This window comes from Mycobacterium sp., from assembly GCF_035697385.1.
Lineage (GTDB): Bacteria > Actinomycetota > Actinomycetes > Mycobacteriales > Mycobacteriaceae > Mycobacterium.
Window position 1 is genome coordinate 1 of sequence record NZ_DASSCY010000358.1, and the last position, 20,356, is coordinate 20,356.

Below are 20,356 nucleotides of genomic sequence, written 5' to 3' on the forward strand. Positions count from 1 at the left end.
GGCCAGCACGGCCCCTGCGTCGGTGAGCACAACCTTGCGTCCCACCCTTGTTATCAGTCGGGCGTTCACCGACTTCTCCAGCGCCGCGATCTGCTGCGAGACCGCCCCCGGCGTGTATCCCAACTCCTCGGCGACCGCGACCATCGTGCCTCGGCGAGCGAGTTCACGCAGAGTTGTGAGCTGCCCGAGAGACAGATTCATATAGGAACTCTAAACCAAACAACGGATTTTCTTTCGCTTGTGCTATTGGTTCGCCGGTGGTGACGATGTGGTCATGGCCACACCTGCAATGAGCACCTCAAGGTCCTCGATCTCCGAGACCATCTCCGTGCCCGCCACCGACGAACTGCGCGCATTGGCCCGCACCAGCCTGCAGCGCTGCGGGGTCGCCCCGAGCAACCTCGACGCTGCGACAGCTGCCACGAAGATCACTGTGCGCACGCCAGTAACCGGTGCCGATTTGTTTGATTTCCCTGCCGCCGGAGCAGCGCAGGTGGAAGCCGCGATCGACGCCGCGCACGCCGCGTTCCTGCAGTGGCGCACCGTGCCCGCCCCGGCTCGCGGGCAGCTGATCAAGCGCCTCGGCGAGCTGCTGACCGAGCACAAAGCAGACGTCGCGAACCTGATCAGTATCGAGGTCGGCAAGATCACCTCCGAGGCCCTCGGCGAGGTCCAGGAGATGATCGACATTTGTGACTTCGCTGTGGGCCTGTCGCGTCAGCTCGACGGCCGCACGATGCCCTCGGAGCGTGCCGGGCACCGGCTGATGGAGACCTGGCATCCACTCGGTGTCGTCGGTGTGGTGTCGGCGTTCAACTTCCCCGCCGCGGTGTGGTCGTGGAACACCGCCATCGCAATCGTCTGCGGTGACGCGGTGGTCTGGAAGCCCGCCCAGCTGACCACCCTGACCGCCGCGGCGTGCTCGGCCCTTTTCGACCGCGCCGCCCACGCGGTCGGCGCGCCGGAGAACCTCAACGTCCTCGTGTCGGCAAGTGCCGCCGACACTCAGGCCCTGATCGACAGCCCCAAGGTCCCGCTCATCAGCGCCACGGGTTCCGAGCGGATGGGCGAGCAGATAGCGCCGCGCGTCGCTGCCCGATTCGGCCGCGCCATCCTCGAACTCGGCGGCAACAACGCCGCCATCGTGGCCCCGTCGGCCGACCTCGACCTGGCGACCCGCGGCATCGTGTTCTCCGCTGCCGGCACCGCCGGGCAGCGCTGCACCACCATGCGACGGGTGATCGTGCACGAAGACATCGCCGACGAACTCGTGCGCCGCCTGACCGAGGTCTATGCGCGCCTACCCATCGGTGACCCGTTCGCCGCGGGCACCCTGGTCGGGCCACTGATCGACGACCGCGCCCACGCCAACATGACCGCTGCCCTCGAACGGGCACAGGCGCAGGGCGGAACCGTTCTGGTCGGCGGAGGCCGGCGCGACAGCACTGCGGATTCGTTCTACGTCGAACCCGCGATCGTGCGGATGCCGCGCCAGACCGACGTCGTCAAGACCGAGACGTTCGCGCCGATCCTCTACGTGTTGACCTACTCCACGTTCGAGGAGGCGATCGCGCTCCACAACGACGTCCCGCAGGGCCTGTCGTCGGCGATCTTCACCCTCGACCAGCGTGAAGCCGAGCAGTTCATCGCCGCGGACGGCTCGGACTGCGGCATCGTCAACGTCAACATCGGCACCTCCGGCGCCGAGATCGGCGGGGCCTTCGGCGGCGAGAAGACAACCGGCGGCGGCCGCGAATCCGGGTCTGACGCGTGGCGGGCCTACATGCGTCGCGCCACCAACACCGTCAACTACTCCAGGGAACTGCCGTTGGCTCAAGGCGTCAGCTTCGCCTGAGCAACGAAAGAGTGGGATTCACACCATGTTCGACCTGATCGACGAATGGGGCCCGGAGAAGATCGTCTGCGTCTCCGACGCCCGCACTCAGATGCGCGGTGTGCTTGTCATCGACAACACCGCACGCGGAATGGGCAAGGGCGGCACCCGGATGTCGCCAACTGTCAGCGTCGAAGAGGTCGCGCGTCTGGCCCGCAATATGACGTGGAAGTGGGCCGGTGTCGACCTGTTCTACGGCGGCGCGAAGGCCGGCATCCAGGCCGATCCGTCCGCCACCTCCAAGGAGGAAGTGCTGCGCGCATTCGTGCGCGCGCTACGTAACGAAGTGCCTGAAGAGTATGTCTTCGGCCTCGACGTCGGCCTCACCGAAGCCGACGCGGCGATCATGCTCGATGAGGTCGGCGGCCGCGGCGGCGCCGTCGGCACCCCCCATGCGCTCGGCGGGCTGCCATACGACCAGCTCGGGGTTACGGGGTATGGTGTGGCCGAAACAGTCGACGCCGCAGCGCAATTCGTCGATGCATCGACCTCAAAGCTGTCGGTCAGCATTCAGGGCTTCGGTGCGGTCGGCGCCGCGACCGCACGCCGGCTCGACGAACTCGGAGCCACGGTGGTCGCCGTGTCGACATCCGAAGGCGGCCTGTACAACCCCGACGGTCTCGACGTCGCAGAGCTACTGGCGTATCGCACACAGCACGACGACGCGCTGGTGCACCACTACTTCGACGCCAAACCACTGACCGCTGGCGAGGAACTGACCGTCGCCGCCGACGTGCTCATACCGGCCGCCCTGCAGGATGTCATCGACGCTGACCTTGCCCCCATCTTGCCGGCCCGCATCGTGGTCGAAGGCGCAAACCTGCCGAGCAGTCCAGCGGCGCAACAGATCCTGCACGATCGCGGGGTGATTGTCGTCCCCGACTTCATCGCCAACGCCGGTGGGGCGGTCGCGGCCGCCGTGGCAATGGACTCCCGGTTCTCGGGTATTCGTCCCGAACCGGCCGCAGTGTTCGACAACATCTCGACGAAGCTGCGCGCCTGTACACAGGAAACCTTGCAGGAGTCTCGACGGCAGGGCATAACGACCCATCGCGTCGCCAGGGCCACTGCACAGGCTCGCGTCGCCGAGGCAATGCGACTGCGCGGTCGACGATGACGAAACCCGTGCCCGAACGCGCATCCGTCGTCGTCATCGGCGGTGGCGTCATCGGAACCAGCATCGCCTACCATCTGGCCAGCTCGGGGGTCACCGACGTGGTGCTGCTCGAACGCGACGAACTCGCCTGTGGGTCGACCTGTAGGGCCGCCGGCGGCGTGCGCGCGTCGTTCAGCAACCCAGCCAACATCGAGATCGGTCTGCGCGGTCTGGAGGTGTACTCCACGTTCGCCGACAAGTACGACCAGGAAATCGATTTCAGCCGCGACGGCTACCTCTACACGCTGTCCGATCAGGACAACCTCGAGGTGTTCACCGAAAGCGTGGCGCTGCAGAATCGCCACGGGGTGCCCAGCGTCATCGTCGATCCCGAGGAAGCGCAACGTATTTCGCCGCTGATCAGCACCGAAGGCATGGTCGGGGCGTGCTGGTCACCCATCGACGGCAAGGCCACCCCCGAGTCGGTGGTGATGGGCTACGCCGCCGCCGCACGTCGACATGGCGCGAGAGTCATCCGCCACTGCGAAGTCCTCGACATCGCCAGCGACGCAGGCACCATCACCGAAGTGCACACGGCACACGGTCGCATCAAGACCGACACGGTCGTCTGCGCCGCAGGAGCGTGGTCACGCCAGATCGGAGCCATGGTCGGCGTCACCATCCCCGTCACCCCGGTACGCCGCCAGATCGCGTTCACCGAACCGCTGGCCGAACTGCCCGCCACCTCGCCGTCACTGACCATTGACTTCCCTTCGAACTTCTACTTCCATCCGGAGGGCAAGGGCCTGCTGCTGGGCTGGTCGGATCCCAACGAGGCTGAGGGCTTCAACCTTCGCTTCGAACTCGACGACTGGCTCATGGGTCTTGGCGCTGTCGCCGAGAAGCGCGCCCCGGCGGTCCTCGACTATGGCATCGCCAGCGGCTGGGCGGGCCTGTACGAGATGACTCCGGACTGCAACCAAATCATCGACCGCAGTGCAGATGTCGAGGGCCTGCTCATCGCCACCGGCTACTCCGGGCACGGATTCCTGATGGGACCGGCCACCGGCGAAATCGTGCGCGATCTCTACCACGACGTGACACCCAAGTACGACATCAGCGGATTCACTCTGAGCCGGTTCAACGATGCCGGCCTCGGATCCGGCGAGACGAACATCGTCTGACACGACACCTTCGAGACAGAGGAACCTACTCATGAGTCAGACCACCGTTAGGCCCGATGAGATGTTCGCGATCGACTCGCTGCTCACCGATGAGGAACGTGAGATCCGCGACAGCGTCCGTGGCCTGGTGCAACGCGTCATCGCCCCGCACATCGCCAGCTGGTACGAACGCGGCGAGTTGCCGGTGCGCGACCTGGCCACCGAACTGGGCTCGCTGGGCCTGCTCGGCATGCACCTGCATGGTTACGGCTGCGCCGGAACATCCGCGCTGGCTTACGGACTGGCGTGCCTGGAACTGGAGGCCGGCGATTCGGGTATTCGGTCGTTGGTCAGCGTGCAGGGGTCGCTGGCGATGTTCGCGATCCACCGCTACGGCGACGAGGACACCAAACAGCAGTGGCTGCCGCGCATGGCGACCGGGGAAGCGATTGGCTGTTTCGGGCTCACCGAACCCGACTTCGGCTCCAACCCCGCCGGAATGCGCACGCTCGCCAAACGCGACGGCGACGACTGGCTGCTAAACGGCACCAAGATGTGGATCACCAACGGTTCCGTCGCCGATGTCGCGGTCATCTGGGCCAGAACCGACGACGGGATCCGCGGATTCGTCGTTCCAACGGACACTCCCGGTTTCACCGCGCACTCCATCGCCTCCAAGATGTCGCTACGGGCCTCGGTGACCAGTGAGCTCGTCCTCGACAACGTCCGACTGCCGGAATCAGCCGAACTGCCCGGCGCCATAGGCTTATCCGGACCGTTGAACTGTCTGAACGAAGCGCGGTTCGGCATTGTGTTCGGTGCGCTGGGCGCCGCCCGCGACTGCCTAAACACCGCGTTGGACTATGCCGAAACCCGTGAGCAGTTCGGCAAACCGATCGCGGGATTCCAACTCACCCAGGAGAAGCTGGCCGCGATGACCCTGGAGTACGGCAAGGGTCTGCTGCTGGCCATCCATCTCGGCAGAACCAAAGATGCCGGCACCTTGGCGCCCCATCAGGTGAGCACAGGCAAGCTCAACAATGTCCGCGAGGCACTGAACATCGCTCGCACGGCCCGAACCATACTGGGCGCCAACGGGATCAGCGCCGAGTATCCGGTCATGCGGCACGCCAACAACCTCGAGTCGGTACTGACCTACGAAGGCACCAGCGAGATGCACACGCTAATCATCGGCCAGGCCCTCACCGGTCACGCCGCCTTCGCCTGACCATGGCCGAACCCATCGACGAATACTTCACCGCCACACTGCTGGCGGGTGACGCGGGCGACCCGAGCATCCGCTGCGATGACCACGCGCCGGTAGTGGCGGGCTCCACCCTCACCGTCGCCCGGGCGCTGCAGATCTTCGACTCCCAGCTCGGCAGCCGCCACCTCGACCTCGCCGCGCGCGCTCTACGTGCCGAAGGCAGGGGCTACTACACGATCGGATCTTCTGGGCACGAAAGCAACGCCACCATCGCCGCCGCGCTGCGACCCACCGATCCCGCGCTGCTGCACTACCGATCTGGCGGGTTCTTCCTCGAACGCGCGCGCCAGGTCGGTGGCAGCGATCCGCTGCGCGACGTCCTGCTCGGGATCGTCGCCGCCACAGAGGAACCCATTTCCGGCGGGCGCCACAAGGTGTTCGGCAGAACTGACCTCCACATCATCCCGCAGACCTCGACGATCGCCTCCCATCTGCCGCGCGCAGTGGGCGTTGCGTTCTCCCTAGCCAGGGCCCACAAAATCGCCGATACCTGCCCTTGGCCCGCCGACGCAATCACGGTGTGCAGTTTCGGCGACGCCTCGGCCAATCACTCCACCGCAGTCGGCGCGATCAACGCTGCCATCAACGCCGGCTATCAGGGCGTGGCGATGCCGTTGCTATTTGTGTGCGAGGACAACGGGATTGGCATCAGCACCCGAACCCCCGACGGGTGGATCGCGACGACCTACGCCAACACGGCCGGCCTTGCCTACTTCGCCGCCGACGGAGGCGATCTGGCCGCCGCTTATGCCACCGCATTCGCCGCCGCGGAATGGGTCAGGCACCATCGCCGCCCCGCGTTCCTGCACATCCGCACCGTCCGGATCATGGGGCATGCAGGATCCGACTACGAGCCGGCCTACCGCACACAACGCGATATCAGCCGCGACTACGCTCACGATCCCGTCCTGGCCACCGCGCAACTACTCATCAAGCAAAGACACCGCGATGTCGACCAAGTAATCGAGCTTTACGAACACAAGCGCGCGACGGTGATGGGTCTGGCCAAGGAAGTCGCCCAACTCCCACAACTGAGTTCGGCGGCCGCAGTCATCGAGCCGCTGGCAACCGGACTGCGTGAGGCCAAATGCGCCTCAGGCGTAAGCCCGGCGCCGCGCCGCGGTGAATCACTGACCCTGGCACAGGCCATCAACACCGCACTGCGCGACATCCTCGAAACGCATTCGCAGGCCATCATTTTCGGCGAGGACGTAGCCCGTAAGGGCGGCGTCTACGGGCTCACTCGCGGGCTGCAGAAGACGTTCGGTCCGACGCGCGTCTTCGACACCATCCTCGACGAACAGACGATTCTGGGACTGGCTTTGGGTGCCGGGCTCTGCGGCCTGCTGCCAATCCCGGAAATCCAGTACCTCGCCTACGTCCACAACGCGATCGATCAGATTCGCGGCGAGGGGGCCACCCTGCCGTTCTTTTCCAACCGCCAATATCGCAACCCCGCCGTCATTCGCATCGCCGGCTACGCGTACCAAAAAGGCTTCGGTGGACACTTTCACAACGACAATTCAGTGGCCGCACTCCTCGACATCCCCGGACTCGTCGTGGCCTCACCGTCACGCCCCGACGACGCCCACGCCATGCTGCGAAGCTGTGCAGACGCCGCCGTCCACACCGGCGCGCTGTGCCTGTTCCTTGAGCCCATTGCGCTGTACCACACCCGCGATCTCTACGACGACGGTGACGGAGGGTGGCTATCCAAACCGTCAGACAACGTCGACACCACAATCGGCACCGCTCGCACCCACGGCAACGGTGCAGACCTCACTATCGTCACTTTTGCCAACGGCGTTCCGATGAGCTTGCGCGTCGCCGAAAAGTTGCGCCGCACCCACGGAATCGACGCGCGAGTCACAGACCTGCGCTGGCTCGCACCACTACCCATCAAGGACATCCTGCGCGAATCGCGCTCGACCGGTCGTGTCCTCGTGGTTGACGAAACCCGCCGGTCCGGCGGAGTGGGGCAGGCGGTGCTGGCGGCCCTGACAGAGAACGGATTTCGCGGGGATACGACACGCGTTGCCAGTGCCGACAGCTTCATACCGCTAGGCGACGCCGCCCAGCATGTGCTGCTTGATGAGGACACGATCGAGCACGCCGCATTGGCACTGTGCCGCCCGAGCGATGAAGTCGTCAAACAAAGATGATTGGTCAAGCTCCCACCGAATTATGTGGAATCCGCGGCCGCGTCGCGAAGACCACGCCCACGTTCGCGGCGACGATCAGTCCGATCGCGATCCATTCGAGCGCGCCGAGCGCTTCAGCAAGGACGGCCGCCCCGATGGCGGCGGCGAAGACGGGGTTGACGCTCATAAAGATTCCGAAGAAGTGCGCGGGCACGCGGCGCAGTGCGAGGACGTCGGCGACGAACGGAACGACCGAAGCGAGCACACCCGCGGCAGCGCCGCAGGCCAGCGCGACAGCGGTCGGCGGGTGGGCGATCAGCGCGACGGCCCCGATCGGCACGTACACCAGGGCCGACACCGCGCCGGCGGCCGCTGTTCCGTCGACCCCGATGAACCGTTCCCCCACGGCGCGGTTGAGCAGGATGTAGCTCGCCCAACAGGCCGCGGCCAACAGGCCGAGACCGATTCCCAGGTAGTCGATGGTCGGTTGCGGGCGGGCGAGCAGCACGACGCCGGCCGCGGCGAGCCCAGCACAGCCGAGGATCACGCGGCGGCGCATGCCGGTCGGCGTCGCAGTGAGGCCGCCGGCGAGCGCCACACCCAGGGGGCCGAGGAACTCCAGCGTCATCGCCAGGCCAAGGCCGATCCTGTCGATCGCGATGTACACCGCGAGGTTCATGACCACGAACACCGCGGCAAGTCCGATCACGGGCACCCATTGCCTGCGGGTGAATGCCCGAAGTCGCGGGCGGCCTATTGCCAGCAGGATCGCCGCGGCCACCCATTGGCGGATGGCGACCACCGCGACGGGCCCGATCACCGGGAAGGCGAGCGCGCCCACCGCGGCGCCCGACTGATTCGACAAGGCGCTGCCGAGCATGAGCGCCACGCCGGCGGGCTGTGCAGGCCCGCTTCGGATGTCGGTGTCCATGCCTTGAGGATGCGGGCGACTCGCCCATTCACAAAATGCATTCTGCGGTGCAGCGATACGCTAGGCGCATGGATGTTGAGCTGCGGCATCTGCGCTGCCTCGTCGCGATCGTCGACCACGGTGGATTCACCGGCGCCGCAGCAGAACTCAACCTGTCCCAGCCGGCCGTGTCGCGCGCCCTCGCTGCGCTCGAGCGGGCACTCGGGGTACGTCTGCTGCGCCGCACCAGTAGAGAGGTCGTGCCAACGACGGCAGGTGAGCGGGTGCTCGCCAGGGCTCGCCGGCTACTCGTCGATGCGGAGGAGTTGGTCAGGGATGCGCGCGGCGGGATCGACAGGCTGCGTGTCGGTCACGCCTGGGCTGCGATGGGTGAGCACACCGTGGAGTTCCAACACCGTTGGGCCGCTAGGCATCCCGACATCGAGCTCCACCTGGTCCGTACCAACTCACCGACGGGTGGACTGGCGGAGGGGGCATGCGACCTCGCCGTGGTGCGAACCGCTGGTGCGTCCGCAGGCATCCCCGACCGTCGATTCGACGACGTGATCGTCGGGCTGGAGTCCCGCTACGGCGCAGTGGCCGCGGACGATCCGCTCGCGCGGCGCCGCCAGCTCCGGCTGGCCGATCTTGCCGGCCGCATCCTTGCCGTGGATCCACGCACCGGCACCACCACACCGGACTTGTGGCCGGCGGGCAGCAGACCCGAGGTCGAAGAGGTCCACGACGTCGACGACTGGCTCGCCGTGATCGCGGCGGGCCGGTGCGTCGGCGTCACGGCCGCGAGCACGCTGACCCAGTACCGGCGCCAGGGCGTGGTCTTCCGTCGGCTGCGCGACGCACCCCCGGTGCCGGTCCGCATCGTGTGGTGGCGCGACGACCCACATCCAGTGACGTCCGACGTCGTCGCCCTGCTCGCCGAGCTCTATCACCCGCCCAGAGCCCGCTGAACCGTCGTATGCTGGCGCCTTTCCGGCGATGCGAGTCGCCGGGGCCCTCTTGAGAAGAGGAACGACGATGTCCGCCACCGGCCACATCCGCTTGACCTCGCACAGCGGCGGCTTCGGCGCGCTGCCGATCAGCTGGGGCGCGTCGACCGCCGCCGAGCGCGGGCCGGTGATCGGCACGACCACCACCCGCGGCCACCGCAACGTGATCGGAACCCACAGCGGCTCGTACGGCGTCTACCGGGCGCTGGCCGTCGCCGCGGGCACACTGTCGCGCGAGCACAGGGCAGACCTCACGAATACGTCGCCGACGGACGTCATCGGCCCGTACCCGCAGTGGGGCCAGCCAGGCACGATCGTCAGCCTCGATCCCTGGGGCGCCATGGTGGCCGACGCCTTTTCCGCCGAGCTGGCCGCGGGCTACGACATCCGTCCCACCATCGCCGTCACCAAGGCACACGTGATCCTGCCGGAGGTCACCGACGCCATCCAGAAGGGCCGCCTTCACCCGGACGGCCGCGTCCTGCTGCCCAGCGGCGCGGCGCTGGTCACCAAGGCCGCGATCGAGCCGGTGTGGCACTTGCCCGGCGTGGCGGCGCGCTTCGGCTGCAGCGAGACAGATCTGCGCCGCGCGCTGTTCGAGGAGACCGGCGGCATGTATCCGGAACTCGTGACGCGCTCAGACCTCGAGGTGTTCCTGCCGCCGATCGGCGGGCAGACGATCTACATCTTCGGCAACGCCCGCGACCTCGCCGATCCCGGCGTCGAGTTGACCGCACGCGTGCACGACGAATGCAACGGCTCTGACGTGTTCGGCTCCGACATCTGCACGTGCCGTCCCTATCTCACGCACGCGATCGAGGAATCCATCAAGGGCGCACAGCACGGCGGTGTCGGTCTGGTGGCCTACTCGCGCAAGGAAGGCCGAGCACTCGGCGAGGTGACCAAATTCCTTGTGTACAACGCCCGCAAGCGCCAGTCCGGCGGTGACACCGCCGATCAGTACTTCGCCCGTACCGAGTGTGTGGCCGGCGTGCAGGACATGCGCTTCCAGGAGCTGATGCCCGACGTACTGCACTGGCTGGGCATCACGAAGATTCACCGCCTGGTCTCGATGAGCAACATGAAGTACGACGCCATCACCGGTTCCGGCATCGAGGTCGGTGAGCGGGTGGACATCCCCGACGAGCTGATCCCGCCCGACGCTCGTGTCGAGATCGACGCCAAGATGGCCGCCGGTTACTTCACCCCTGGCCCGGTGCCCGGCAGTGACGAGCTGAAAAAGGCCAAGGGCCGCGGGCTGGACGACACCGAAACGGCCGCAGCCGCGACGCTGCGCAGCACCACCGCCGTGCGTGAGCGCGCACGCCAACTCCTGGAACGCGCAAGGGCCGGCGACTCACGCTGGTTCAGCGTGCACGACGATGCGCTGCCGACAGCAGCGGCGGAAGTCGCCGACATCACCCGTACGCGCTACCCCGACCTGAAAATCCCCTTCCACAGCCGCTGGCGCCAATTCGAGGCAGGCGGGGTGGAGCGCAAGGCCGATCTCGATGTGCGGGCGATGATCGACCTGGTCGTGGTCAGCGTGCTACTCGACGCCGGGGCCGGACCGGACTGGTCGTATTCGGAAACCGGTAGTGGGCAACACTTCTCGCGTTCGGAAGGCCTTGCCGTCGCAAGCTGGCACGCGTTCCTCGGCGGGCTGTTCTCCAGCGACCCGGCGCACCCGTGGCAGGCGGATGCCGCGGGCCTGCGCGCCATCGACGCCGACCGGCTGGCCTCGGCGTTCCAGGTCGCGCCGTCCAACCCGCTTGTCGGTCTCGACGGCCGCGTGCTGCTGCTGCGCCGGCTTGGCGAGGCGCTCGCAGCGCAATCCGAGGTATTCGGCCCTCAGGGCAGACCCGGCGGCCTGTTCGACGTGCTGGTCGCACCACCTGCCCCGGTGATCGTGCAGGACATCCTGTCGCTGCTATTGACGTCGCTGTCGGGTATCTGGTTGACGGACAACCTGATTGGCGCCCAGCCGCTCGGCGACTGCTGGCGCCACGAGGCGGTGCGCGGCCCCGGCTTGACCGAGGGCTGGATACCGTTCCACAAGCTGTCGCAGTGGCTGACCTATTCGCTGCTGGAACCCTTCGGATGGGCCGGCGTCGGCGTCGAGGGTCTCGAGGCGCTGACCGGCCTGCCCGAGTACCGCAACGGCGGGCTACTGCTGGATACCGGCGTGCTGCGACTGCGCGACCCAGCATGGACCGAGCGGACGTGGAACGTCGGTGACGAATTGATCGTCGAATGGCGGGCGTTGACGGTGGCGCTTCTCGACGAACTCGCGCCGTTGGTACGCGGGAATCTTCAGGTGAACGCCGAACAGATGCCGCTGGCGTGCGTATTGGAGGGCGGCACCTGGGCGGCCGGGCGTGCGCTGGCGCAGCGGCTGCGCGACGGATTGCCGCCGCTGTCGGTTATCAGCGACGGCACGGTCTTCTAGATCATGGGCACCGTTCATCTGATCGACCACCCGCTGGTTCAGCACAAGCTCACGCTGATGCGTCGAAAGGACGCGTCCACCAACAGCTTTCGTCAGCTATTGCACGAGGTTTCAGCGCTGATGGCCTACGAAGTGCTGCGTGACATGCCGATGCACCAGATTGAGATCGAGACGCCTTTGGAGAACACCACTGGCAACGTCATCGACGGCAAGAAGCTGGTCTTCGTCTCGATCCTGCGCGCGGGCACCGGCATCCTGGACGGCATGCTGAGTGTGGTGCCGGGCGCGCGCGTCGGCCATATCGGCCTTTACCGCGACCCGAAGACTCTTGTCGCCGTGGAGTATTACTTCAAGATGCCGGGAGACCTCCACGAGCGTGATGTGGTGGTGGTCGACCCGATGCTGGCCACCGGCCACTCGGCCGTCGCCGCCGTGGACCGGCTGAAGGAATGCGGCCCCAAGTCGATCAAGTTCGTCTGCCTGTTGACTTGCCCTGAAGGTATCGCCGCGATGGACACGGCCCACCCCGACGTGCCGCTCTACACCGCCGCCGTCGACCGCCAGCTCGACGAGCACGGCTACATCCTGCCCGGCCTCGGAGACGCGGGCGACCGCATCTTCGGCACCAAGTAAGCGGCGTAATGCGGGCGGAATCATTCGCCCCGCGACTCTGAAACATCGACGGGCCACATTGGTCACCTGAAGGAGGTGGCCATGTTTCATCTTGGCTGGTTCATGGGCAGTGGTTTCAGCGTCCAAACCTGGGCACTGGATCCGTGGGCGGGAAACACCGGCCACGACTGGATGCGGGGTGACCTGTTCATCGACCTGGCGGCGTCGCTGGAACGTGCCCGCTTCGACTACCTGCTGGTGGAGGACACCAGCATGGTCGAAGACGCCTACGGCCGGTCAATGGAGACCACGCTCAAGTACGGCCTGTTGGCACCCAAGTGCGACCCGGTCCCGCTGATCCCGCTGCTGACACAGCGCACGAAGCACATCGGCATCGCCGTCACGTTGTCCACCAGCTTCTATCACCCGTTCATGGCGGCGCGGACCATGACCACGCTCGATCATCTGACCGAGGGCCGCGTCGGGCTGAACGTGGTCACCGGCAGCTCGTCGCGCGCGGCGCAGCAGTACGGATATGACGAGCTGATGCTGCACAGCGAGCGTTACGAAATGGCCAAGGAGTGGATGGAAGCCGTTGGTGCGCTCTGGAACTCGTGGGAGGACGGCGCGGTCCTGGTGGACGAGGAGACCCCGCGCTACGCCGATCACACCAAGGTGCACACCGTCGACTTCGAAGGGAAGTACTTCCGGACTCGTGGCCCGCTGAACACCATTCCCGGCCCGCAGCGCCGACCGGTCATCGTGCAGGCGGGCGCCTCGCCTGCCGGACGCGATCTGGCCGCCAAGTACGCGGAATCGATGCTCGCGCACGGCACCAGCATCGAGGGCATGAAGGCGTTCCGGCTGGACATGCACCGCCGCATGAAGGAGTACGGACGTGATCCGAGCACGCTGAAGATCCTCTTCCTCATCGACCCGATCCTCGGCGACACCGATCGAGTCGCACAGGCCCGCGAGGAAGACATGAAGGCGGCACGCTGGAGCGATGACGCGATCGAAAAGGCGCTGTGGGGGCTCAGTTACACGTCCGGTGGCGAATTCGACTTCGCCACTTTCGATCTCGACAAGGAGGTGCCCGACGTGTGGGGCAACGGCGAGACCAGCACGCTGCGCGCCTTCATCGAAGGTGCGCGTGGCAAGACGCTGCGCGAGGCCATCGCCACCGTCGACACGCATGCCGGTCTGGCCTTCGTTGGCTCTCCCGACACCGTGGCCGCGAAGATGGGCGAGGCGATGGAGGAGGTCGGGGGTGACGGCTTTCTTCTGTCGCCCGTAGTCACCAGGCGCAACATCGCTGAGATCGCCGACGGCCTTGCACCGGCGCTGCGCAAACGCGGACTGATCCGCGACGGCTACAACCACAGCACGTTCCGGGAGAACCTCATGGAGTTCTAGTAACCGGCGTAATACCAGAGGCACTGATGCGACGCGGATGTGTCACGTGACGCCGATTTACTGCCGGTCAAGAGTTGACCCAAGCAGGAGGCATCGTGTTCGACACAGGACAGCCGCACAGCAAAACCCCGGCAGACTGGGACCGCCGCACCTTCCTCAAGGCGAGCGGTCTCACGATCGGCGGGCTCAGTCTCGCGTCGCTGATCGCCGCGTGCAGCGGCGCAGGCGGCGGCGGATCGAGCGCCGGCACGCTCACCTTGCGCCTGCCGTTCCTCGCCGACATGCAGGTGCCCGATCCCGACGTCATGTACGAGGGTGAGGGCGTGCAGGTGATGGAGTCTGCATATGAGGGGCTCGTGCGCTACAAACCCGGTACGTCGGAGATCATTCCCGGGCTGGCGAAGTCGTGGACGATCTCCGACGACCAACTGACGTATACGTTTTCGCTGCAGCCGAGCGTGAAGTTCCACGACGGTACCGCCGCCGACGCCGACGCATGGACCAAGAGCTTCAAGCGCCGCGGAGACATCAACCAGGGGCCGGCGTACATGGTTACGGGTGTGGCCAAGACGGAGGCGCCGGACCCGACGACGTTCGTTGTCACGCTCAGTTCTCCCAACAACGCGTTCATGCACTACATGGCGTGCCCGTGGCAGCCGTTCGCGGTGAGCCCGACCGCGGTGGCCAAGAACGCCGTCGGAAACGACCTCGCGCAGGAGTGGCTGAAGACCAACGACGCAGGCACCGGTCCGTACACGATCAAGGAGTTCGTTCCCGGCAGCCACTACACGCTGGAGGCATTCGCCGACTATTGGGGCGAGGCGCCCGCGTTCGAATCGATCCGCATCGACATCACACCGAGCATCGCGACGCAGAAGCTGCAGCTGGACTCCGGCGCGTTCGACATGGTGACGAAGGGCTTCGCGATCCCGGATGTGGTCGACTACCAGAACAATTCAGAGTTTTCCGTCGTCAACTCGTTCGGCGGTGTTGGCGAGGCGATATGGCTCAACCCGAACTCGGGCATCTTCGCAGACAAGAAGCTGCGCAAGGCGGTGCTCACCGCGTTGGACCGCAAGTCCATCGTCGACACCGCCTGGGCAGGGATGACGTCTGTGCAGGAGGGGATGTGGCCGGATCGCACGCTCTCGCCGGCGTTGGCGCCGTTCCCGGCTCAGGTGGACTCCGGACCACTCGAGGCAATAGTGCCGACCCTGGCGTCGAAGAAGGTCGACCTTGCGTGGGCCGCCGACGGAGGAGCGCCGCGCCAACAGATGGCCGAGCTGATCCAAAGCCAGCTCGCGGCCTTCGGGCTCGACGTGACTGTGCGGGTACTACCGGTTGCTGAGATGTTCGACCTTGCCAACCAGCCGCCCGAGAAGCGGCCCGACATGATGGTGTCGTTCCTCGGCGGCGATGCGCTGCATTTGGACACCACGTTCCGCATCCTGGCGCGCACCGACGCCAAACCGTTGAACTTCTACCAATACTCGAACCCGGAACTCGACAAGCTGATGGACGAGGCGGTCCAGCAGCCGACGTGGCCCGAGACTGAAGCGATCTACCAGCGATGCAGCCAGATCATCCTGGACGACGCGATCTGGATCCCGCTGTGCCTGCCGCCGAACTCCACGATCGCGCACAAACACGTGACCGGAGTCGAGAACAACTCCTTCTATGCGCCCATCTTCTGGCCGCAATCGCTGAAGCGGGCCTGACGGCCGCACTGCAAACGTCCAGTGTCGGTGGGCACGTTGGAATTTGGCCGCGGGCTGGCGAGGCTGGCTGCGCGCCGAACGTGCAGCCACTGCGAATTTTGGCGCGATTTATCGCAGTACACACACGCTCGGCAAGTTGGCGGCGGCGACCCCACTAGCTCGCAGGCGCCAGCTCGTGAAAGTTACTGCGGTGGAAGACCATCGGAGAGACATCCGGGTTCATCGCCAGTGAGACGATCTGCAGCACCACGATCTCATGGTCGCCGGCCTCGACGCGCTTGAACGGGGCACACTCCAGCCACAGCGTTGCGCCGTGCACGAACACAGCGCCGCTGGCGGTCGCCACCCAGTCGACGCCGTCGAACCGGTCGCCTGTCTTGGCCGCAAGCGCCCGAGCGATTGACGCATGGTCGCCGGCCAGCACGGACAGGCCGAGACGTTCGAGCGTCGCCAGCTTCGGCCATGTGGTGGACGTGTTCGCCACGCACACCGAGACCAGCGGCGGGTCAAGCGAAACCGAGGTGAAGGAACTGGCCGCCATGCCTTCCGCGACACCGTCGAGCAATCCGCAGAATGCCGTCACCCCGCTGGGGAAGCAGCCGAACGCCTGTCGCAGCAGGGTCTGGTCGAATTCGTCGGCGGCCGCCCTGATCACGACGACACCGCCGAAACGAAACGCCGCGCGACAGCCAGCCACTTGTCCAAGTCCGGCGAGGTCTCGTAGTCCGAGTCGAGCAGATACAGGCTTGGCGCCGGACAGCTCGCCCCGATCTCGACAAGTACTGGGCGCAAGGTTAATTCGGGGGCGAGCGCGTGCGAATACGAGCCGCCGAGCATCAGCGGAAACGTGGTGATCTGGCCGAGCTCGCCGGCTCCGAACTGGTCGAGGAACAGTTTCAGCAGACCGGTGTAGGTGGCCTTGAACGTCGGGGATGCCACCACCAGAGAATCGGCAGACTTCACGATCTCCTTCGCCTCGGCGACCTTGGGGTCACCCCAGCCGAGCAGCGCAGCCCCCAGATCGACGACATCGATGACGTGTTGGGGCGCAACGCCGGTCAGCTTTTCGGCAACCATTTCGGCGGCGGCGCGCGTCCGCGACATCGGCTTGGGATTTCCTACGACGACGACAGTCATGCACGCAGTCAACAAGTGCCGAATTTCCTCGGTCCGGTCAGCCGGTAAACCTTTGATTGCGCCGCAGAGATCCAGCATGGGTACGTACGGTCGGCGCAATCGGAACGACACCGACGTGTCGTAGTGCCGTTACGCGCCACCGGTTTGCTGTGCATACCCGATTCTTTCGGACGCGTGCCACCGGCGGCCGCGCCCTCCCACCGCAACCGAGGGTTCGAGCCATGACACTTTCCGCCGACGACATTGCAACTGCGACGCCGGTCCTCCGGCCAGTCCGTGCGCGGGTGCACGATCTGCACATCACCTTCCAACGACGCGGCGTGCCGTTGAACGCCCTACGCGGTGTCAGCCTCGACATCCGGGCCGGCGAGGTGCTGGCGCTCGTCGGCGAATCCGGTTCCGGCAAGAGCGTCCTCGGCCTTGCTCTGCTCGGGCTGCTCGCCGGTGAACCCGCACCCGTGATCACCGGCAAGGCCGAGATCTGCGGCATCGACATGGTCGCCGCCGGCGCAGAAGAGCGACGCCTGGCGCGCAAGACCCACCTCGGCGCGGTGTTCCAGGATCCGATGACGTCGCTCGACCCGACCATGCGGGTGGGCCAGCAAGTCATCGAGGCCGCCGGCGACGCGGAGGAAGCGCGGCGGCTGCTCGACCTGGTCGGCGTGCCCGACGCGCGCAGGCGCATGAAGGCCTTCCCCCACGAGCTCTCGGGAGGATTGCGACAACGGGTGATGATCGCGATGGCGGTCGCAGGCAAGCCGGACCTGGTCATCGCCGACGAGCCGACGACTGCTCTCGACGTCACCGTGCAGGCGCAGGTACTCGGACTGCTGCGCGACCTGTGCAACGAACTGGGCACGTCGTTCATCGTCGTCACCCACGACATCGGCGTGGCGTCGGCGATCGCCGACCGCGTCGCGGTGATGTACGGCGGCAGGCTGGCCGAGCTTGGCGCGATGGACGAGGTGCTGGCCGCGCCGTCGCACCCCTACACCGTCGGGCTGCTGAACTCCCGCCTCGATCTGAACTTGCCGCGCGGCAGGGCGATTCACGCTCTGCCCGGTCAGCCGCCGGACCCGCGAGCCCACCCAAAGGGCTGCGCCTTCTCCCTGCGATGCCCGGCAGTGACCGAGGCGTGCAGGCACACACCGCCCGAGCCGGCGCCAGCAAGCACCCACAGCGGGCTGAGCGCCTGCATCGTGCCCAATGCAACGGTGGACGCGCAACTTCGTGCGGAGACGCTGCCGTTCCGGCCGATGGTTGATGTCGACGACAGCCGGCCGGCCTTGCAGATCAACGGAATTGACAAACGATTTCCGGTGCGGCGTGGCTGGGCCAGGCGCGACACCCTGCACGCGCTGCGCAACGTCATCCTCGACGTCGCTCCCGGCGAGTCCATCGCCGTCGTCGGCGAGTCCGGTTCGGGCAAGTCGACACTGCTGCGCGTCGTCGCCGGTCTGATGGAGCCGACCAACGGCACCGTGAACTACGTCGGCACCCGTCCGCAGATGGTGTTCCAGGACGCGGGCGCCTCACTCACCCCATGGCTGACGGTCGGTGAGATCGTCGGTGAGCGGCTGCTGAACTCGACGAACCGCACACAGCGCCGCGACCGCGTCGACCAAGCGCTTCGCCAAGTCGGCCTGCCTCCCGACGTCGCCGATGTGAAGGCTTCGAGCCTTTCGGGCGGGCAGCGCCAGCGGGTGGCCCTGGCTCGCGCGATCATCGTGCCGCCGCGCCTATTGCTCTGCGACGAGCCGACTTCGGCGCTCGACGCGTCGCTGGCGGCGTCGGTGTTGAACCTGCTGCAGGAACTGCGTCGTGAGCTCGGCATGGCGGTCATGTTCGTCACCCACGACCTGGCCGCGGCGCGGTTCATCTCCGATCGGATCGCGGTGATGTACCTCGGCCAGATCGTCGAGGTGGCGCCGACCGAGGACCTCATCTCCAACCCGCGACACCCCTACACGAAGGCGCTTCTCGCGGCGATACCGAGCCCGGGCACCGAGCCGGTTCGGCTGCCCGGCGAACCGGCCAGCCCGCTGGCGATCCCGTCCGGTTGCGGCTTTCACCCCCGCTGCAGTGAACGGATGCAGCAGTGCCCCAGCGAGGTTCCCACCCTCGTCTCGATCGACGGCACCAGCCGGCACATGGCGTCGTGTCATCTGACGACGACGCTGACCGCCTCATTTTCAATGGATCAGGAGATCGCATGACGAAGAAGTTCCACCTGGGCTGGTTCATGAATTTCATTCCACCGGAATGGGATACACCCTGGGCATCGCCCGACGTGGCGAAGTGGCCCAACGGCCGGTTCTACGTGGACATGGCACGCAATCTGGAGCGGGCATGTTTCGACTACATCATGATCGAGGACACGGTGATGGTGGCCGACGCTTACGGCGGCACCATGGAGGGTTCGTTGAAGAACTCCGTTTTCGCGCCGAAACACGATCCGATTCCGTTGGCGGTGTTGATCGCGGCCAAGACGTCGCGACTGGGTGTGGTGGCGACGATGTCCACGTCGTTCTATCCGCCGTACCTGCTGGCCCGGCTGGCCTCGACGGTGGACTCCATCGCCGAAGGCCGGTTCGGCTGGAACATCGTGTCCTCGGCCGAGGACCGGGCCGCGCAGAACTTCGGTCTCGACGCCCTTCCCGAGCACGACGAGCGCTACAACGTCGCCGACGAGTACTTCGACGTGGTGAACCAGCTTTGGGAGTCATGGGATGCCGACGCCGTCGTGATGGATCGCGAGACGCACACCTATGCCGATTTCAACAAGGTGCGCACCATCGACTTCGTCGGCAAGTACTTCAAGTCCCGCGGGCCGCTCAACACCGTGCCCTCCCCGCAGCACAAACCGACGATCCTGCAGGCCGGTGCGTCCCCTCGCGGGCGGGCGTTCGCGGCCCGCGCCGCCGATGCGATCGTCGCCGTCGGCACCGGCATCGCAGGCATGAAGTCCTACCGCGACGACATCCGGGCTCGCGCAGCGGAAGCGGGCCGCAACCCCGACGACATCAAGCTGATGTTCTGTGTGTCGCCGACGGTCGCACCGTCAGAAGCCGAGGCGCGCGCCGAGGTTGACCGGCTCGTCGCGACCGACAGCTACATCGAGAAGTCGCTTGCCGGAATCTCGTCGAACACCGAGATCGATTTCAAGCAGTTCGACTGGGACAAGCCGCTGCCTGAGGGCCTGACCACCAACGGCGAGCGGGGGTCGCTGGAGCACTTCATGCGCGGAGACGGCAGTCCTGGGCCAAAGACATTGCGTCAGCTGGCTATTGACTGGGCCACCACCGGCGTCGAGTTCATCGGCACGCCCGAACAGGTGGCCCGCAAGATGGGCGAGGCCATGGAGGAAATCGGCGGTGACGGCTTCCTGATCATGAAGCCGGGCTGGGACCTCAACCGCAACTACATCGCGTCGGTCACCGACGGCCTAGTGCCCGAGCTGCAGCGACTTGGCCTGACCCGCACGGAATACACCCAGTCGACCCTGCGGCAGACGCTGCGCGAGTTCTAACCCCGCGATTTCGGCGT

General features: G+C 66.2%; 16 protein-coding genes. 12 read left to right on the top strand and 4 right to left on the bottom strand.

Going from position 1 to position 20,356, the window contains the following annotated elements:
- Positions 1-201: LysR family transcriptional regulator (locus VFH65_RS29700; protein ID WP_353326768.1), on the bottom strand; the 201-nt coding region annotated here is incomplete at its 3' end.
- 73 nt (positions 202-274) lie between these two features.
- Between VFH65_RS29700 and VFH65_RS29705 the strand changes: the two genes are divergently transcribed.
- The 5 genes from VFH65_RS29705 to VFH65_RS29725 are packed head-to-tail and all read left to right on the top strand — an operon-like array spanning position 275 to position 7,582.
- Positions 275-1,855: an aldehyde dehydrogenase family protein gene (locus VFH65_RS29705; RefSeq protein ID WP_414688541.1), complete on the top strand. Its 1,581-nt coding sequence runs from the start codon at positions 275-277 to the stop codon at positions 1,853-1,855.
- Positions 1,856-1,880: 25 nt separating this feature from the next.
- The gene (locus VFH65_RS29710) at positions 1,881-3,011 is read left to right on the top strand and encodes a Glu/Leu/Phe/Val family dehydrogenase (RefSeq protein ID WP_353326769.1); all 1,131 of its coding nucleotides are present in this window, start codon (positions 1,881-1,883) and stop codon (positions 3,009-3,011) included.
- Positions 3,008-4,174 (top strand): NAD(P)/FAD-dependent oxidoreductase, encoded by a 1,167-nt coding sequence (locus VFH65_RS29715; protein WP_353326771.1) that lies wholly within the window; start codon positions 3,008-3,010, stop codon positions 4,172-4,174. The genes VFH65_RS29710 and VFH65_RS29715 overlap by 4 nt, the downstream gene beginning before the upstream one ends.
- A 31-nt stretch (positions 4,175-4,205) precedes the next feature.
- On the top strand, positions 4,206-5,381 hold the full coding sequence (locus tag VFH65_RS29720) for an acyl-CoA dehydrogenase family protein (protein WP_353326772.1): 1,176 nt from the start codon (positions 4,206-4,208) through the stop codon (positions 5,379-5,381).
- A 2-nt stretch (positions 5,382-5,383) separates the two neighbouring features.
- Positions 5,384-7,582, top strand: a complete 2,199-nt coding sequence (locus VFH65_RS29725; RefSeq protein ID WP_353326773.1) for a thiamine pyrophosphate-dependent enzyme — start codon at positions 5,384-5,386, stop codon at positions 7,580-7,582.
- Between the two features lie 4 nt (positions 7,583-7,586).
- Here the strand turns inward: VFH65_RS29725 and VFH65_RS29730 are convergent, their stop codons facing one another.
- Positions 7,587-8,492 (bottom strand): EamA family transporter, encoded by a 906-nt coding sequence (locus VFH65_RS29730; RefSeq protein WP_353326775.1) that lies wholly within the window; start codon positions 8,490-8,492, stop codon positions 7,587-7,589.
- A gap of 68 nt (positions 8,493-8,560) precedes the next feature.
- On the opposite strand from VFH65_RS29730, the gene VFH65_RS29735 reads away from it, so the two are divergent.
- The 5 genes from VFH65_RS29735 (at position 8,561) to VFH65_RS29760 (ending at position 15,673) form a co-directional block, all read left to right on the top strand.
- Positions 8,561-9,439 carry a LysR family transcriptional regulator gene (locus VFH65_RS29735; protein ID WP_353326777.1) on the top strand — a complete coding sequence of 293 codons (879 nt, stop codon included), beginning with the start codon at positions 8,561-8,563 and terminating at the stop codon, positions 9,437-9,439.
- A gap of 67 nt (positions 9,440-9,506) precedes the next feature.
- Entirely contained in the window at positions 9,507-11,927 is a 2,421-nt protein-coding gene (locus tag VFH65_RS32110; RefSeq protein WP_414688542.1) for a GTP cyclohydrolase II, read from the top strand.
- 3 nt (positions 11,928-11,930) lie between these two features.
- Entirely contained in the window at positions 11,931-12,560 is a 630-nt protein-coding gene (gene upp, locus VFH65_RS29750) for a uracil phosphoribosyltransferase (protein ID WP_353326778.1), read from the top strand.
- Between the two features lie 81 nt (positions 12,561-12,641).
- Entirely contained in the window at positions 12,642-13,955 is a 1,314-nt protein-coding gene (locus VFH65_RS29755; protein ID WP_353326780.1) for an NtaA/DmoA family FMN-dependent monooxygenase, read from the top strand.
- Positions 13,956-14,050: 95 nt separating this feature from the next.
- The gene (locus tag VFH65_RS29760) at positions 14,051-15,673 is read left to right on the top strand and encodes an ABC transporter substrate-binding protein (RefSeq protein ID WP_353326782.1); all 1,623 of its coding nucleotides are present in this window, start codon (positions 14,051-14,053) and stop codon (positions 15,671-15,673) included.
- A 154-nt stretch (positions 15,674-15,827) separates the two neighbouring features.
- Here VFH65_RS29760 and VFH65_RS29765 read toward each other — a convergent pair whose 3' ends face one another.
- Both VFH65_RS29765 and VFH65_RS29770 read right to left on the bottom strand, forming a co-directional pair.
- Positions 15,828-16,328 (bottom strand): flavin reductase family protein, encoded by a 501-nt coding sequence (locus VFH65_RS29765; RefSeq protein ID WP_353326784.1) that lies wholly within the window; start codon positions 16,326-16,328, stop codon positions 15,828-15,830.
- Positions 16,325-16,810, bottom strand: coding sequence for an NADPH-dependent FMN reductase (locus tag VFH65_RS29770; protein ID WP_353326785.1), 486 nt, complete (start codon positions 16,808-16,810; stop codon positions 16,325-16,327). Before VFH65_RS29770 ends, VFH65_RS29765 begins: the two co-directional genes overlap by 4 nt.
- Before the next feature lie 221 nt (positions 16,811-17,031).
- Between VFH65_RS29770 and VFH65_RS29775 the strand changes: the two genes are divergently transcribed.
- Positions 17,032-19,026 (top strand): ABC transporter ATP-binding protein, encoded by a 1,995-nt coding sequence (locus VFH65_RS29775; RefSeq protein ID WP_353326787.1) that lies wholly within the window; start codon positions 17,032-17,034, stop codon positions 19,024-19,026.
- A complete protein-coding gene (locus VFH65_RS29780) occupies positions 19,023-20,339 on the top strand; it encodes an NtaA/DmoA family FMN-dependent monooxygenase (protein WP_353326789.1) in 1,317 nt (438 codons plus the stop codon). The genes VFH65_RS29775 and VFH65_RS29780 overlap by 4 nt, the downstream gene beginning before the upstream one ends.
- Positions 20,340-20,356 lie beyond the last annotated feature (17 nt).